The 15,159-nt window shown below is 64.7% G+C and carries 14 protein-coding genes; 11 read left to right on the top strand and 3 right to left on the bottom strand.

Annotation, left to right across the window (positions count from 1 at the left end; translation table 11 throughout):
- The first annotated feature begins 21 nt into the window (after window positions 1-21).
- Both ASF04_RS04750 and ASF04_RS04745 read left to right on the top strand, forming a co-directional pair.
- The gene (locus ASF04_RS04750) at window positions 22-588 is read left to right on the top strand and encodes a DUF1415 domain-containing protein (RefSeq protein ID WP_056138614.1); all 567 of its coding nucleotides are present in this window, start codon (window positions 22-24) and stop codon (window positions 586-588) included.
- A complete protein-coding gene (locus tag ASF04_RS04745) occupies window positions 585-788 on the top strand; it encodes a DUF1289 domain-containing protein (protein WP_019922104.1) in 204 nt (67 codons plus the stop codon). The genes ASF04_RS04750 and ASF04_RS04745 overlap by 4 nt, the downstream gene beginning before the upstream one ends.
- A gap of 16 nt (window positions 789-804) precedes the next feature.
- Here the strand turns inward: ASF04_RS04745 and ASF04_RS04740 are convergent, their stop codons facing one another.
- A complete protein-coding gene (locus ASF04_RS04740; protein ID WP_019922105.1) occupies window positions 805-1,314 on the bottom strand; it encodes a DUF1993 family protein in 510 nt (169 codons plus the stop codon).
- A 192-nt stretch (window positions 1,315-1,506) separates the two neighbouring features.
- Here ASF04_RS04740 and ASF04_RS04735 point away from each other — a divergent pair, with 192 nt between their 5' ends.
- The gene (locus ASF04_RS04735) at window positions 1,507-4,629 is read left to right on the top strand and encodes an EAL domain-containing protein (protein ID WP_056138612.1); all 3,123 of its coding nucleotides are present in this window, start codon (window positions 1,507-1,509) and stop codon (window positions 4,627-4,629) included.
- Window positions 4,622-6,901 (top strand): molybdopterin cofactor-binding domain-containing protein, encoded by a 2,280-nt coding sequence (locus tag ASF04_RS04730; RefSeq protein WP_056138610.1) that lies wholly within the window; start codon window positions 4,622-4,624, stop codon window positions 6,899-6,901. The genes ASF04_RS04735 and ASF04_RS04730 overlap by 8 nt, the downstream gene beginning before the upstream one ends.
- On the opposite strand, the gene ASF04_RS04725 is transcribed toward ASF04_RS04730, so the two are convergent.
- Entirely contained in the window at window positions 6,898-7,326 is a 429-nt protein-coding gene (locus ASF04_RS04725) for a thioredoxin family protein (protein WP_056138607.1), read from the bottom strand. The genes ASF04_RS04730 and ASF04_RS04725 overlap by 4 nt on opposite strands.
- 89 nt (window positions 7,327-7,415) lie before the next feature.
- Between ASF04_RS04725 and tsaB the strand changes: the two genes are divergently transcribed.
- The 4 genes from tsaB to ASF04_RS04705 all read left to right on the top strand — a co-directional run bounded on the left by tsaB (window position 7,416) and on the right by ASF04_RS04705 (window position 10,888).
- Window positions 7,416-8,159, top strand: coding sequence for a tRNA (adenosine(37)-N6)-threonylcarbamoyltransferase complex dimerization subunit type 1 TsaB (tsaB, locus tag ASF04_RS04720; protein WP_056138606.1), 744 nt, complete (start codon window positions 7,416-7,418; stop codon window positions 8,157-8,159).
- Window positions 8,156-8,626 carry a ribosomal protein S18-alanine N-acetyltransferase gene (rimI, locus tag ASF04_RS04715; RefSeq protein ID WP_056138605.1) on the top strand — a complete coding sequence of 157 codons (471 nt, stop codon included), beginning with the start codon at window positions 8,156-8,158 and terminating at the stop codon, window positions 8,624-8,626. Before tsaB ends, rimI begins: the two co-directional genes overlap by 4 nt.
- The gene (locus ASF04_RS26495; protein WP_229204913.1) at window positions 8,623-9,828 is read left to right on the top strand and encodes a uracil-DNA glycosylase; all 1,206 of its coding nucleotides are present in this window, start codon (window positions 8,623-8,625) and stop codon (window positions 9,826-9,828) included. The genes rimI and ASF04_RS26495 overlap by 4 nt, the downstream gene beginning before the upstream one ends.
- A 130-nt stretch (window positions 9,829-9,958) precedes the next feature.
- A complete protein-coding gene (locus tag ASF04_RS04705) occupies window positions 9,959-10,888 on the top strand; it encodes a DUF1853 family protein (RefSeq protein WP_056138885.1) in 930 nt (309 codons plus the stop codon).
- Here the strand turns inward: ASF04_RS04705 and lplT are convergent.
- Complete coding sequence (gene lplT / locus ASF04_RS04700; protein ID WP_019922113.1) at window positions 10,885-12,147, bottom strand: lysophospholipid transporter LplT; 1,263 nt, start codon at window positions 12,145-12,147, stop codon at window positions 10,885-10,887. The two genes, ASF04_RS04705 and lplT, sit on opposite strands and share 4 nt — an antisense overlap.
- A gap of 141 nt (window positions 12,148-12,288) precedes the next feature.
- Here lplT and alr point away from each other — a divergent pair, with 141 nt between their 5' ends.
- The 3 genes from alr (at window position 12,289) to ASF04_RS04685 (ending at window position 15,154) form a co-directional block, all read left to right on the top strand.
- Window positions 12,289-13,392, top strand: a complete 1,104-nt coding sequence (gene alr / locus ASF04_RS04695) for an alanine racemase (RefSeq protein ID WP_056138602.1) — start codon at window positions 12,289-12,291, stop codon at window positions 13,390-13,392.
- Window positions 13,393-13,394: 2 nt separating this feature from the next.
- Complete coding sequence (gene radA / locus ASF04_RS04690) at window positions 13,395-14,771, top strand: DNA repair protein RadA (protein WP_019922115.1); 1,377 nt, start codon at window positions 13,395-13,397, stop codon at window positions 14,769-14,771.
- A 62-nt stretch (window positions 14,772-14,833) separates the two neighbouring features.
- Window positions 14,834-15,154: a PilZ domain-containing protein gene (locus ASF04_RS04685; protein WP_082488550.1), complete on the top strand. Its 321-nt coding sequence runs from the start codon at window positions 14,834-14,836 to the stop codon at window positions 15,152-15,154.
- Window positions 15,155-15,159 lie beyond the last annotated feature (5 nt).

Here is a 15,159-nt window from a genome sequence, read left to right as displayed (position 1 = left end):
TTTGAAACAAGGAATCGCACCATGAGTACCTCCGCACCCGTCCTCGATCACGACGCTGTCGTTGCCGACACCGTTCACTGGCTGGAAAAAGCCGTAATTGGCTTGAACCTGTGTCCGTTTGCCAAGGCAGTCCACATCAAGAAACAGGTGCGCTACGTGGTGAGCGAGGCGACCACGCCGGAGGCGCTGCTGGAAAAGCTGATGGAAGAACTCGAGCACCTGGCCGAAGCAGACCCGGAAAAGCTCGACACCACGCTGATCATCCACCCGCATGCGCTGAAAGACTTCGAGGACTACAACGAGTTCCTCGACGTGGCCGATGCCGCGCTGGAAGACATGGACCTCGACGGCATCCTGCAGGTGGCCAGCTTCCACCCGGACTACCAGTTCGCCGACACCGACAAGAACGACATCGAGAACTACACCAACCGCACGCCGTACCCGACCTTGCACCTGCTGCGCGAAGAGAGCATCGACCGCGCGGTGGAAGCGTTCCCGGAAGCGTCCGAGATTTTCGAGAAGAACATGGACACCATCCGCGCGCTGGGCCACGACGGCTGGGACAAGCTGATGGCTGACAAGGCATGAGCGCAGGCAGCAACGACGACCTGCCCGAACGCCCGGACACGCCATGCGTGGCCGTATGCTCGACCACGTTCGACGACGTGTGCCGCGGGTGCGGGCGCACCGTGGTCGAAGTGGCGCACTGGGTATCGATGACGGCCGAGCAGAAAGAGCTGGTCTGGCAACGCATCCTGGCGCAGGGCTACCCGCGCCGGAACAAATAAACCGGTATCGCCGGTATCAATAGGTACCGATGTAATCCTTCTTGCCCACCTCAACACCGTTATGGCGCAGGATGTCGTACGCGGTGGTGGCATGGAAGTAGAAGTGCGGCAGCGCGTAATGGAACAGGTACGTCTGGCCGGTGAAGTGCTTGGTTTTCTCGCCGCTGCCGGTGGTGATTGCACGCGTTTCGCTGCCTTCGATGGCGTCCTGCGGCACGCTGTCGATGTAGGCCAGGGTTTTCTCGATACGCTGCTTGAGTTCCGCAAACGTCACTTCCTTGTCGTCGTACGATGGCACGTCCAGGCCACCCAGGCGGGCGGCTGCGCCCTTGGCGAAATCGCAGGCGATCTGCACCTGGCGGGTGAAGGGCAGCATGTCCGGGAACAGGCGGTATTGCAGCAGGGCGTTCGGGTCGATCTTCTTGTCGGCGATGTGCGCTTCGGCCTTGCCCAGGATGTTATGCAGGCTGTTGAGAATCTGCTTGAATGCTGGAATCGAGGCGGAGTAGATCGAAAAAGTGGTCATTGGAGCTTTCCATATGTTGACAGGGAGCCGCGATATTAGCCTGTCGTCACGATTTTTGCTTGCATGACCGTTTTTTGACGGCGGTTTACGTGCATAATTCTGAAAGGTAATATTTTGCAACGCTCACATTTCCGACGATGCCCATTCCTTTTCATTTGCGCCATTTGATACCGCAACTTTGTTCGCCCGTGCATGGGTAAGGCCATCGAACGCTTGCGTGTCCGGCTCGGGGCTTTGCGTGGTTTGCCGCGTTCGTCGATCTATGGCGCGCTGCTGGCAGTCGTGTTCGGCGGCCTGGTGGTGCCGGCTGCCATCGGCAGCTACGTGCTGATCGGTGTGCACGAGAAGGAGTCGGCACGCATCGCCCTCAACGAGTCGTTGCAACGCAATGCCGACATCCTGGCGCTGGGCATGCAGGAGTCGCTGTGGAACATGAATGCCGAATCGGCCCATTCGCTGGTCGAATCGGTCATGCGCGACAAATCGGTAGTGCGGGTGGAGGTGGTGGGCCAGGCCGATACCCAGTTCATGCATGTCGATTCCCCGCGCAAGCCCACCAGCAATATTTACCGCGCCGAGCGCGAAATCACCGTGCGCGGCGAGCGCATCGGCCGCATCACGGTCGAGATGGACGACGCCCGCAGCCAGCAGGACTTGCGTGAAAAACAATGGTCGTACGTGCTGGTGCTGGCCGCCCAGCTGATGGTCTCGCTGGTGCTGATCGTGCTTTTCCTCAATGCCCGCCTGATCCGGCCGCTGCGCAAGCTCACCGGCTTTTCCGACCGCCTGGCGCGCGGCGACTTCGATACCCAGCTCACCGTGCGCGGCCGCGACGAGCTGGGCCGCCTGTCGCTGCAGCTGGAACAGATGCGGGTGGCGATCAAGCACCTGTTCGAGGATATCGGCCAGCGCGAGGAGCGCTTCCGCACCATCGTCACCCAGGTGCCGGGCGCGGTGTTCCGCTACCGGCCCGACGGCCCGATCGAATTCGTCTCCGACGCCATCGAGGAAATTTCCGGCTATCCGGCCAGGCAGTTCATGCGCGGCACTACCGACAGCTGGACCAACCTGATCGCGCCCGACGACCGCAAGCGCCACCGCCGCACCGTGGCGAACGCGCTTGCCAGCGGCAAGCCGTACCAGATCGAGTACCGCATCATCGATGCCAGCGGCACCGAGCGCTGGCTGGCGGAAAACGGCCAGCCGCAAGCGGGCGACGGCCACAACCCGCTGTGGGTGGACGGCATCATGGCCGACATCAGCGAGCGCAAACACAATGAGATGCGCATCGAGGCGCTGCTGGCCGAGCAAAGCGCCATCCTCGACAACGTGATGTTCGGCGTGATGTTCGTGCGGAACCGCCACATCGTCTCGGTCAACCGCCGCTGCGAGGAACTGTTCGGCTATGCGCCCGGCGCCATGGTCGGCTCATCGACCGCGATCCTGTTCCCGACGTCGTTCGATTTCGAGTCGGCCGGCGCGCGCCAGTATCCGTCTCTGTCCGAGGGCAACTACTTCAACGAAGAGCGCCATTACCTGCGCCAGGACGGCAGCTCGTTCTGGTGCATGGTGAGCGGCTATGCGCTCGACCACCGGTGCGCCAACGAGGGCAGCATCTGGGTGTACGCCGACATCACCGAGCGCAAGGAGGCCGAGGAAAAGCTGCGCCTGTCGGCCACCGTGATCGAACACATTGCCGACGGCGTGGTGGTGCTCGATGCACAAGGCACCATCGTCACCGTCAACCCGGCATTTACCCAGATCACCGGCTACACGGCGGCCGAGGCGATCGGCCGCGACTACATGCTCACGCGCTCGGGCCGCCACGAACAAAGCTTCTATGACGAGATGTGGCGCGAGCAGTTGGACACCGGCTTCTGGCAGGGGGAATTGTGGAACCGCCGCAAGAACGGCGACGTTTACCTCGAATGGCTCACGGTCAGCGCGGTACGCGACAGCCGTGGCCGGGCCACGCACTACGTGGGCGTGTTCAGCGACATCACCCGCGCCAAGGAGTCGCAGGACAAGCTCGACCACCTGGCCCACCACGATCCGCTCACCGCGCTGCCCAACCGGCTGCTGTTCAACGACCGCCTGCAGCATGCCTTGCAGCGCGCCACCCGCGATGGCGAACAGCTGGCGCTGCTGTTCATCGACCTCGATCGTTTTAAAAACGTCAATGACACGCTGGGCCACCATATCGGCGACGAGCTGCTCAAGCAGGTTGCGCGCGCACTGCTCGAACGCCTGCGCGAGGGCGATACCCTGGCGCGCCTGGGCGGCGACGAATTCATTGTTTTGCTGGAAAACGTGGGCAGCCATTACGGCCCGGCGCACGTGGCCGAAAAGCTGGTGCAAATGTTCGACCAGCCGTTCCAGGTGGCGGGCCACGAATTGTTTGTCACGTGCAGCGTGGGCATCAGCCTGTTCCCCGACGACGCCAGCGACCTCAATATGCTGATCCGCAATGCCGACGTGGCCATGTACCAGGCCAAGGCGCGCGGGCGCAACGGCTACAGCTTCTATATGCCGTCGATGACGGGCGAGGGCGTGGAGCGCCTGCGCCTGGAAACCTATCTGCGCCGCTCGATCGAAAAGAACGAGATCTTCCTGACCTATCAGCCGCAGGTGGAAATCGACACCGGCCGCCTGATCGGCGTGGAAGCGCTGGTGCGCTGGAATCACCCGGAGCTGGGACTGGTGCCGCCGGTGCGTTTCATCCCACTGGCCGAAGACACGGGCTTCATCAACCAGCTCGGCGAATGGGTGCTGCACGAGGCGTGCCGGCAGATGAACCGCTGGCAGGAAGCTGGCTTGCATGTGCCCAAGATGGCGGTCAACCTGTCGGCTCGCCAGTTCGAGCGCGGCGGCATCGTCAACCTGGTGGCCGACATCCTGGCCGATACCGGGCTGGCGCCGCAGCGCCTGCAACTGGAAGTGACCGAATCGGTGATCATGAACACCGGCGACGCCATGGTGTTCATCAACGACCTGCACGCGATCGGCGTGGCGCTGGCGATCGACGATTTCGGCACCGGCTATTCGTCGCTGGCGTACCTGAAGCAGTTGCCGGTGCAAACGCTCAAGATCGACCGCTCGTTCATCAAGGATATCTCTACCGACGCCAACGACGAGGCGATCGCGATTGCCATCATCCAGCTCGGCAAGAGCATGAACTTGTCGGTGATTGCCGAAGGCGTGGAGACCAAGGAGCAGGCAACCTTCCTGCTGCGCCACGGCTGCCGCCTGGCGCAGGGCTATTTGTATGGCAAACCGCTCAGTCCTGCAGATTTGCTGGCGCGCTGGCATGTCTGAACTTTCCCGACGACGTTTCCTGTTCGGCGCAGTATCCGCCGGTGCCGCCGTGGGAGCACTGGTGGTGGGATGGGGTGTGCTGCCCGCGCGCCAGCGCCTGCATGCGTCAAATCCGCTGCCGCTGACCGATGGCGCCGTGGCGCTCAACGGCTGGGTGGCGGTCGCGCCCGATGGCAGCGTCACCATCGCCATGCCGCGCTGCGAGATGGGGCAAGGTGTACACACCGCGCTGCCGATGCTGGTGGCCGAAGAGATGGACGTGTCGCTGGCCTCGGTACGGCTGGTGCAGGCGCCGCTGGACGCCATCTTCGGCAACATTGCCATGCTGCAGGACGGCTTGCCGTTCCACCCCGATGACGATGGCGCGCTCCAGGCGGGTACGCGCTGGATCGTGGGCAAGGTCGCGCGCGAGCTGGGTATCGTGATTACCGGCGGCTCGTCCAGCGTCAAGGATGCATGGCTGCCGATGCGCGAGGCCGGCGCCGCCGCGCGCGCCATGCTGGTGGCCGCTGCCGCCAGCCAGTGGCGCGTGCAGGTAGCCGATTGCCGCACCGGGAACGGCCACGTGCTGCACGCGGACGGGCGCAAGCTGGCCTACGGTGCGCTGGCCGCTGCCGCCGCCACGTCGCAGCCAGGCGCGGTGCGCCTCAAGTCACCGCAGGATTTCACGCTGATCGGCCGCGCGCAGCCGCGCCGCGACACGCCGTCGAAAGTCGATGGCAGCGCGGTCTTCGGCATCGACGTGCGCCCGCCCGGCATGGTGTATGCGGCAGTGCGCATGGCGCCCGTGATCGGCGGCGTGATCGCCTCGGTCGATTCGTCGGCTGCGTTGAAGATGCCGGGCGTGCTGCGGGTGGTCGATTTTTCCGGCGCCATCGCGCACCTGGCCGGCGCCGGCGCCGGGGTGGCCGTGGTGGCGCGCAGCTGGTGGCAGGCCAAACAGGCCGCGCTGGCGCTGGTGATCACCTGGCGCGACGGCGCTCATGCCGGGCTGTCGAGCGAGGCGGTGTTTGCCGGCTTTGCCGCCAGCCTGGACCGGGAAGCGGGCCACGCCTATCACCAGGCGGGCGATATGGATATCGTCGAGGGCAAGGGGAGCAACGTGGCCACGACCATCGGCGCCGAGTACCGCGCGCCGTACCTCGCGCATGCGGCCATGGAGCCCATCAACTGCACCGCGCAGGTGAATCATGGCAAGGTGCACCTGTGGGCGCCCACGCAGTCGCCCGGTTTCGCGGTGAAGGCGGCAGCGCAGGCGGCCGGCGTTTCGCCCGATGCGGTGACGCTGGAGGTGACCCTGCTGGGCGGCGGTTTCGGCCGCCGGCTGGACGTGGATATGGTGGCGCAGGCGGTGGCGATTGCCCGCGTGATGGATGGCGTGCCGGTGCAAACCATCTGGTCGCGCGAGGATGACACCGGCCACGACGTCTATCGCCCGGCAGCGCTGGCGCGGTTTTCCGCCACGCTCGACGGCGTGGGCCACGTGCTCGGGTTCGACTGTAAATCGGCCAGCGGGTCGGTGTCGCACCAGTTCTTCAAGCGCAACCTCGGGCTGCCGGCGGCGGGGCCGGACAAGACCACGGCCGAAGGTGCGTTCGACATGCCTTATGAACTGCCCAACCAGCGCATCCGCGACGTGATCGTGGACAGCGCCGTGCCGCTCGGTTACTGGCGCTCGGTGGGCCATTCGCACAACGCGTTTTTCAAGGAGAGCTTCATCGACGAACTGGCGCACGCCGCCGGCCGCGACGAGGTGGCGTTCCGCCGCGCGCTGCTGGCGCGTCACCCGCGCCACCTGGCGGTGCTCGATGCGGCGGTGGCTCGTGCCGGCGCCGCGCCCGAGGGCCGCGCGCACGGCGTGGCGCTGCACCAGTCGTTCGGCACCATCGTGGCGCAGGTGGCGCAGGTATCGGTGGAGGGCTCGGAGATCCGCGTGCACCGCGTGGTGTGCGCGATTGATTGTGGCCTGGCGGTCAATCCCAACCTCATCGCCCAGCAGGCGGAATCGGGCGTGGTGTTCGGCCTGTCGGCGGCGCTGTTTGGCGCGGTGACCATCAAGGACGGCAAGGTGGAACAGTCCAACTTCCACGATTACCCGGTGGTGCGGCTGAACCAGGCGCCGGTGGTGGACACCATCATCATGGCCAGCGCCGCGCATCCGGAAGGGATGGGCGAGCCGGCCGTGCCGCCGGTGGCGCCGGCCGTGGCCAACGCCGTGTTCAAGTTGACGGGCCAGCGCTTGCGCAGCTTGCCGTTGACGCTATCAATTTAGCCGAGAGCGTTGCGCAGCAGCGCGCGCAGATTGCACTCGCGCTGCCAGCGCGCGCGTTCTTCGCTGTTGACGATCATTTCCGTCATGTCGGCATCGGAGATGTCGGTTTGCGCCTGCACCAGCCGGTGCGCCAACGCCGGGTCGGGCAGCATGGTGCCGAAGAAGGCCACCAGTTCGTGGTGCTGGATCAGCAGGGTGGGGAAGTTTTCCACGTCGAGGTCGCCAACGACGTCGGCATGGTCTTCGATGTCGATCCACAGGAACAGTTTATCGGGGTGGCGCGCGGCCACGCTCTCGAAACTGGCCTGATAACTGTCGCAGGTGCCGCACCAGGCGGCGCACAGGCAGGCGACGATCCAGCGGTCGCCGGCCAGCGCAGCGGCTACTTGCTCGCGGTTATCGGAATTGAGGGTAATGCTGTACATGGTGTTGGCGGCGTTCTCGGCGGTCCAAACCGGTATTTTACATCCCGACGCAGGGTCGCGCCGGCCGCCGTACCGGGTTAAAATGCGGCATGCCTACAATTTCCGCTTATCCCGTCATTATTGCCGTCGAAACGTCGTTCGAGGCGGCCTCGGTTGCCCTGTTGCGCGGCGACACCGTGATCAGCCGCGCGTCCTCTGGCGTGCGCACCCATTCCCAGTCGGTCTTGCCGATGATCCAGGAGCTGCTGGCCGAAGCCGGCATCACCCTCAAGGACTGCAACGCGGTTGCCTTCGGTTCCGGCCCCGGCTCGTTTACCGGCGTGCGTACCGCCTGCGGCGTGGCCCAGGGCCTGGCCTTTGGCGCCAATCTGCCGGTCGTGCCTGTCGTCACGCTCGACGCCATGGCCCTGGCCTGTCACCAGCGCCAGGGCGCCACCGACGTGCTGGCCGTACTCGACGCCCGCATGGGTGAGGTGTACTGGGCGCAATATCGTTTTGATGGCGGTGCCGTGCTGGCCGCGCCGCAGGTGGTGCAGCCGGCCGTACTGTCGGCGCCGGGCGCGGTGCAGGCGCAGGGGGCGCCGGTCTTCTGCGGCAATGGCTTGTCGGCGTATGCCGACGCGTTTGCCGGGATGGCCGATGGCTCCCCTGGGAATGTTGCCGAAATCATGCCGCATGCCGAACAGATCGCGCAACTGGCCAGCCTGGCGCTGGCCGCCGGCCGCACGGTGACGGCGGCCGAAGCGCAACCGCTGTACCTGCGTAACAAGGTTGCCTACACCCAGGCCGAGCGGCGCGACATCAATGCTGCCAAAGCGGCGGGTGGCGCATGAAGCAGGCGTGGGACCTGGCGCGGCTGGTGTATGAGCCGATGCAGCGCACCGACCTGGACGAGGTGCTGGCGCTCGAGCAAAGCGTCTATCCGCACCCGTGGAGCATGGCCAATTTTGCCGATTCGCTTGCCAGCGGCTACCACGCCTGGGTGCTGCGCGACCACGGTGGCGTGCTGCTCGGCTATTTCCTGTTGATGCCGATGGTCGATGAAGCGCACCTGCTCAACGTGGCAGTGGCGGCCGACCGGCAGGGGCAGGGGGTCGGCCACCTGCTGCTGAACCAGTCGGTGGCCTGCGCACGCGGACTCGGCATGGAATCGGTGCTGCTGGAAGTGCGGCCGTCCAACACGCGCGCTCTGGCGATTTACGAGCGCTACGGATTCAAACAGATCGGTCGCCGCAAGGGTTACTACCCGGCAGCGAACCAGTTACGCGAGGACGCCATCGTGATGCGGTTCGACTTATGAGCGTCTCTCCCCGCAATGCAGTGTTTCTGCAGGAAATGGGCGTTGGCGCGCTATGGACGTTGCGCCATGCCGGGACGGCGTTGGCGCCGGGCAATGGTGCCGACGCGGCTGCTGCCGGTGCGGCGGCTGCGGACGAGGGCATGGACGCGCCCGTGGCGGTGACGCCGGGTGCGCCAACCGCGCCAGTTCGAACGCCGTTACCTGCTGCGACGGCCGCCGCGCCAGCCGCCCGGTCATCGACATCTACGCAGGCGCCAACCTCGGCAGATGCTGCCGCCTGGCCACCGACGCCCCCGTCGGCACCGGCCACAGCAGATGCCGCCGCGTGGTCGTCAACGTCCACGCTGGCGTCACCCGGCGCGAATGCGGCCGCTCGGCCAACGACACCCGCTCCGGCTATGCCAGTCGCCGGGGCCCAATCGCCTGCGGACAGGTCAACTTCGGCGCCTGAGCACGCGTCGGGGCCAGCCCCGGTTTCGGCCCCGGTTCCGGTTCCGGCCCCGCTGCCAGCACGGCATCCGGCCACGTCGCCCGTGGTCGCGTCCGACGACGAATCGACCGCCTGGTTCGACGATGTGCCGGCCGCCATGCCGCCACCGCCGCGTCCGCGTCCAACGCAACCGGCGCAACCAGTCACCGACGAGGCCATCGCTGCCATGGACTGGCCTGCTTTGCAATCGGCGGTCTCGAACTGCACCCGCTGCCCGCTCGCCGCCACGCGTCGCAACGCCGTCAATGGCCGTGGTCCCGAACAGGCGGCCTGGCTGGCGATCGCCACTGGCCCCTCGGCGCTCGATGAAACCGAGATTCGCCCGCTGGTGGGCGACGCCGGCCAGTTGCTGGACAATATGTTCAAGGCCATCGCGCTCAAACCCGAGGCCGATGTGTACGTCACCCACCTGGTCAAATGCCGGCCAGCGACGGACGACGGCGCCCAGCGCAATCCGACCGCCGACGAATTGACCGCCTGCCGCCCATACCTCGATCGCGAACTGGCACTGACCGGCGCCACCATGGCGATGACCTTCGGCCAGTTCGCCGCCAGGGGCCTGATGATGGGCCCGGCTGCACGCGGCAAAGTAATGCGCTACGGCGACCTGCCAGTGGTAGCCACCTACCACCCGGACGACCTGCTGGCACGACCGGAAGACAAGGCCAAAGCCTGGGGCGACCTGTGCCTGGCCAGGACCGCACGTGACTGAGGACCGCGCCAGCGCTCAGGCCAGCCCGGCGATAACGATTGAAGGCTGCGTCGACGCTCCGGTCGGCCCAGCTTCCCCGGTCAGACCAGACGGCGCGGCTGCAGCCTGTGCCAGTTCGGATCCGTATCAGCTGGGGTTTGCCCAACGCTGGGGTCATCTGCATCACCCCCGGGTGCGGGCGCTGGCGTGGTTGCTCGATGCCCCAGATTTGCTCGACCCCGCCGCACCGCACTGGCAGGGCCGTATCGCCACGCTGGGCCCGGTAACGGCAGATGTTGGCCACTGGCTGGCCGCGCTCGATCTCGATCCGGCGCCGCTCGACGCCGCGCTTGGCGAACGCCATTACTCCCGCCTGGGCCTGTACGCGGAAAAGCTGCTGGCCTTCTATTTCGCCAGCCGGCAAACCCTGGTGGCGCACGGCCTGCAAGTGCGCGCCAGCCGCAACGACACCGTGGGCGAGTTCGACTTCCTGCTGCGCGACGGCGCCGCGCTGGTACACCTGGAATTCGCCACCAAGTTTTATTTGCTCGACGCGGCCACCGCTGGCGCCGACTTCAATGGCCTGATCGGTCCCAACCTGGCCGACACCCTGGGCGCCAAGATGCGCAAGATCTTTGACAAGCAATTGGCGCTGGCCCAGCACCCGGCCGCCCAGCCGCTGCTGCCGCAAGCGGTGGACCTGGCGCAGGCGCTGGTCAAGGGCTGGCTGTTTTATCCGTACGATCAGTCACCGGGCGTGACGCCGGGTATTTCACGCGAGCACTGCCAAGGGTTCTGGATGCCGTTGGCGCAAGTGGCAGCTTTGCCAGGCGTACAGTTTTGCATCATGCCGCGCCTGCAATGGCTGGCGCCGTTGAAGGTGTCGGCAAATGCCGGCATGGACCGCGAGGCATTGCAAGCAGAACTGGACCGCCAGATGGCGCAGGTATCCGCCCCGGTCATGGTGGCGGTATTGCGGCAGGAAGGGGAGTGGCTGCTGGAACAGCGGCGCGGCTTCATCGTGCCCGATGACTGGCGCGACCGCGCCGCGCAACACCGCCGCGACGGCAAACTGCCTTAATGCTTCGCTTCTCCAATCAAGGATACCGAATCAAACTCGCGCTGATTCGCCTTGTGACGGCGAAGAATCATCAACATCGTCCCCGCCAGGAACATCCCGAAAATCATGATGATCACGTTCAGGTTCATGTGGCCGCGCAGCATCAGCGAGTAGGCTGCCAGCATGGTCAGGATCGAGAGGTTTTCATTGAAATTCTGCACCGCAATCGAGTGGCCGGCGCTCATCAGGACGTGGCCGCGGTGTTGCAGCAGCGCGTTCATCGGCACCAGGAAGAAGCCGCCCAGCAAGCCGACCAGCACCAGCAGCGGATACGCCAGCGCCACCGATTTCACCAGGGTCATGCCCATTACGATCACGCCCATGGCGATGCCGACCGGAATCACGGTCAGCGAGCGGCGCAAGGTGATGCTGCGCGCCGACAGGATCGCGCCGACCGCCACGCCGATCGCCACCACGCCCACCAGGCTGGTGGCTTGCTCATAGGACAGCTTGAGCGTGCGGTTGGCCCATTCGAGCACGATGAATTGCAGGGTCTGCGCGGCGCCCCAGAACAGGGTGGTCACGGCCAGCGAAATCTGGCCCAGCTTGTCTTTCCACAGCAGGCCGCAGCAGGTCGCGAATTCGCTGATCAGCTTGATTGGATTGCGTTGCTGGTGGCCATACACGCAGCCGGTGTCCGGGATGCGGGTATTGAAGATGGCGGCCAGCGCATAAATCACCACCACCACGCACAGCGCGGCTTCGGTCGGGGTTTCGATGCCGGTGTCGATGAATGGCAGGTCGAAGCCGAGCAGCACCGACGACAACCGGTCGCCAACCAGGGCGCCGCCGAGCACGGTGCCGAAGATGATGGACATCACGGTCAGGCCCTCGACCCAGCCATTGGCAGCAACGAGCTTTTCAGCCGGCAACAGTTCAGTCAGGATGCCGTACTTGGCAGGCGAATACACGGCCGCGCCGAAGCCGACGACGGCATAGGCCACCAGTGGATGGACGTGGGCAAACATCAGCATGCAGCCGCCAACCTTGATCAGGTTGGAGACGAACATGACTTTGCCTTTTGGCATCGAATCAGCGAACGCGCCGACAAATGCTGCCAACAGGACGTAAAAGAGGGTGAAGGAAAGCTTCAGCAGCGGCGTGATCCAGCCGGGCGAATTCATGTTGATCAACAGGTCAATCGCGACGAAGAGCAATGCGTTGTCAGCCAGCGAAGAAAAGAACTGCGCCGACATGATGGTATAAAAACCACGATTCATTCTGGACTGCCTGAAAGCTTATATTGGCTTGCTTTATACCACGCTTTGTTCGTAACCCCAAGAATTGAGCGGTGCGCCGGCGGGCGCAATTGGTACGCAGTTGGTAGAATACCGCCTTCACCGATAGCGCAGAGAACCCCCATGCCCAGGCCGATACTTGCCACCATCCACATCGCATCCATGCAGCATAATCTGGCGGTTGTCCGGGCCTGCGCGCCCGGCGCCAAGGCCTGGGGCGTGCTCAAAGCCAATGGCTATGGCCACGGACTGGAACGCGCCATGCGTGGCTTCGCCGATGCCGACGGCCTGGCGCTGGTCGAACTCGACAACGCCATCCGCCTGCGCGAGCTGGGCTGGAAGAAGCCGATCCTGTTATTGGAAGGTTTCTTCGGTTTCGAGGACTTGCACACCATGGCCGGTTACACCCTGCAGTCGGCCGTCCATTGCAACGAGCAACTGGCCTGGCTGGAAGCGGCCGACGCCGACTTGGGCGAGCGCGGCATCAAGTTCGACCTGCACCTCAAGATGAATACCGGCATGAACCGGCTCGGCTTCAAGCCCGAGGCGTTTGCCGCCGCCCATGCGCGCCTCGTCGCCCTCGCTTGTGTGGGTAATATCACCCTGATGACCCACTTTGCCAATGCCGACGACGCCGAGCATCCGCTGCTGCCGATCGCCGAACAGATTCGCCGCTTCGAGGCGGGCGCGGCCGGCTTGCCCGGCATGCGCAGCCTGTCCAATTCGGCCGGCGTGCTGCGCCAGGGCGAACTGGAAGACCTGCTGCGCAACGACTGGGTGCGTCCCGGCATCATGCTGTACGGCGGCACGCCGGGTGGCAAGTCGGCAGCCGAGTACGGCCTGCGGCCTGCGATGACCTTGACCAGCGAAATCATCGGTGTGCAGGATATCGCCGCTGGCGACGCGGTCGGCTACGGCAGCCGCTTCACGGCCGATGGCGCTATGCGCGTGGGCGTGGTGGCCTGCGGCTATGCCGACGGCTACCCGCGCCACGCGCCGCTCGATACGCCGGTGCTGGTCGATGGTGTACGCACGCGCCTGGTCGGGCGGGTGTCGATGGACATGCTCACGGTGGACCTCACGCACATTCCCGCTGCCACGGTGGGCAGCAAGGTGGTGCTGTGGGGCGAGGGCTTGCCGATCGACGAGGTAGCCACTGCCGCCGGCACCATCGGCTATGAGCTGATGTGCGCGCTGGCGCCGCGCGTGGCCGTGGTAGAGGGATAACTGTGGCCAAGGCAAAAACCAATTTTGTGTGCACCGAGTGCGGCAACATCGCGACCAAGTGGACCGGCCAGTGCTCGGCTTGCCAGCAGTGGAATACCATGGTGGAGAGCGTAGTCGAGCAGGGCGGTAACAACCGTTATTCGCAGCCGCAACACCTGGCGCTGGCGCAAACGGCGCCGGTGCTGTCGCTGGCCGATATCGACGCCATCGACGTGCCGCGCTTCGGCACCGGCATCGAGGAATTCGACCGCGTGCTCGGCGGCGGCCTGGTCAGCGGCGGCGTGGTGCTGATCGGCGGCGACCCCGGCATCGGCAAATCGACCTTGCTGTTGCAGGCGCTGGCCAATGTCTCGCACATGAAGCGGGTGTTATATGTAAGCGGCGAGGAATCGGGTGCGCAAATCGCGCTGCGCGCCAAGCGCCTGATGATCGATGCCCGCGATTTAAAATTGCAGGCCGAGATACAGCTGGAAAAAATCCTCGGCACACTGGCCGACCTCAAGCCCGAAGTAGCCGTGATCGACTCGATCCAGACCGTGTATTCGGATGCGCTCAGTTCGGCGCCGGGCTCGGTGGCGCAGGTGCGCGAATGCGCGGCGCAGCTCACCCGTGCAGCCAAGCAGACCGGCGTGACCATCATCCTGGTCGGCCACGTCACCAAAGAGGGTGCGCTGGCCGGCCCGCGCGTGCTCGAGCACATTGTCGATACGGTTTTGTACTTCGAGGGCGACAACCATTCGAGCTTCCGCCTGGTGCGGGCCATTAAAAACCGCTTTGGCGCCGTCAACGAGCTCGGTGTCTTCGCCATGACAGAAAAGGGCCTGAAAGGCGTCTCCAATCCGTCGGCCTTGTTCTTGTCGCAACATGATAACCAGGTGCCCGGTTCGTGCGTGATGGTCACGCAGGAAGGCACGCGCCCGTTGCTGGTGGAAATCCAGGCGCTGGTCGATGCCAGCCACTTGCCCAACGCGCGCCGGCTGTCGGTAGGCCTGGAGCAAAACCGCCTGGCCATGCTGCTGGCGGTGCTGCACCGCCATGCCGGCATTGCCGCGTTCGACCAGGACGTGTTCATCAACGCCGTGGGCGGAGTAAAAATCACCGAGCCGGCGGCCGACCTTGCCGTGCTGCTGGCGATCAATTCCTCAATGCGCAACAAACCGCTGCCGCGCGGCTTCGTGGTGTTCGGCGAAGTGGGGCTGGCCGGGGAAATCCGCCCCGCGCCACGTGGCCAGGAGCGCTTGCGCGAAGCGGCCAAGCTCGGTTTTTCCATCGCCATGATCCCGAGCGCCAACGCGCCCAAGCAACCGATCGAAGGAATGACGATTATTGCGGTAGATCGTATCGACGACGCTTTCAATAAGCTGCGCGAAATCCAATAAAGCTGTATTGTTACGTGTTTCTAAGAGCAATAGTGCTCTTTACGTAATAAGGGACAGGGAAATTGTTAGTCGATCAACGATCCGCCGCACGAAAGATCGTGCGCGCCAAGGCAGTGGTGGTAATGGATGGCCTGCCGCCACAGCAAGGGCGGACCATCGATATCAGCGGCACCGGCGTATCGCTCACCTACGACCATAAGCTGGCAGTCGGCCACATGGGACAGGTCACCTTCGAGCTGTTCATGGAAGGCAAGGGCCAACTGGTCAGCACCCGCTGCAAGGTCAACTACTGCATCTTCAGTGGCGACCAGTTCAAGATCGGTTTCACCTACGTCAACCCGGACATCGGGACCATGGCGACCGTCAACAAGTTCCTGCGCTGATACTC

It is taken from the genome of Duganella sp. Leaf61 (assembly GCF_001421905.1).
Lineage (GTDB): Bacteria > Pseudomonadota > Gammaproteobacteria > Burkholderiales > Burkholderiaceae_D > Rugamonas > Rugamonas zoogloeoides.
Note: the sequence above shows the minus strand (reverse complement) of the source record. Positions and strands in the feature narration are given on the sequence as shown.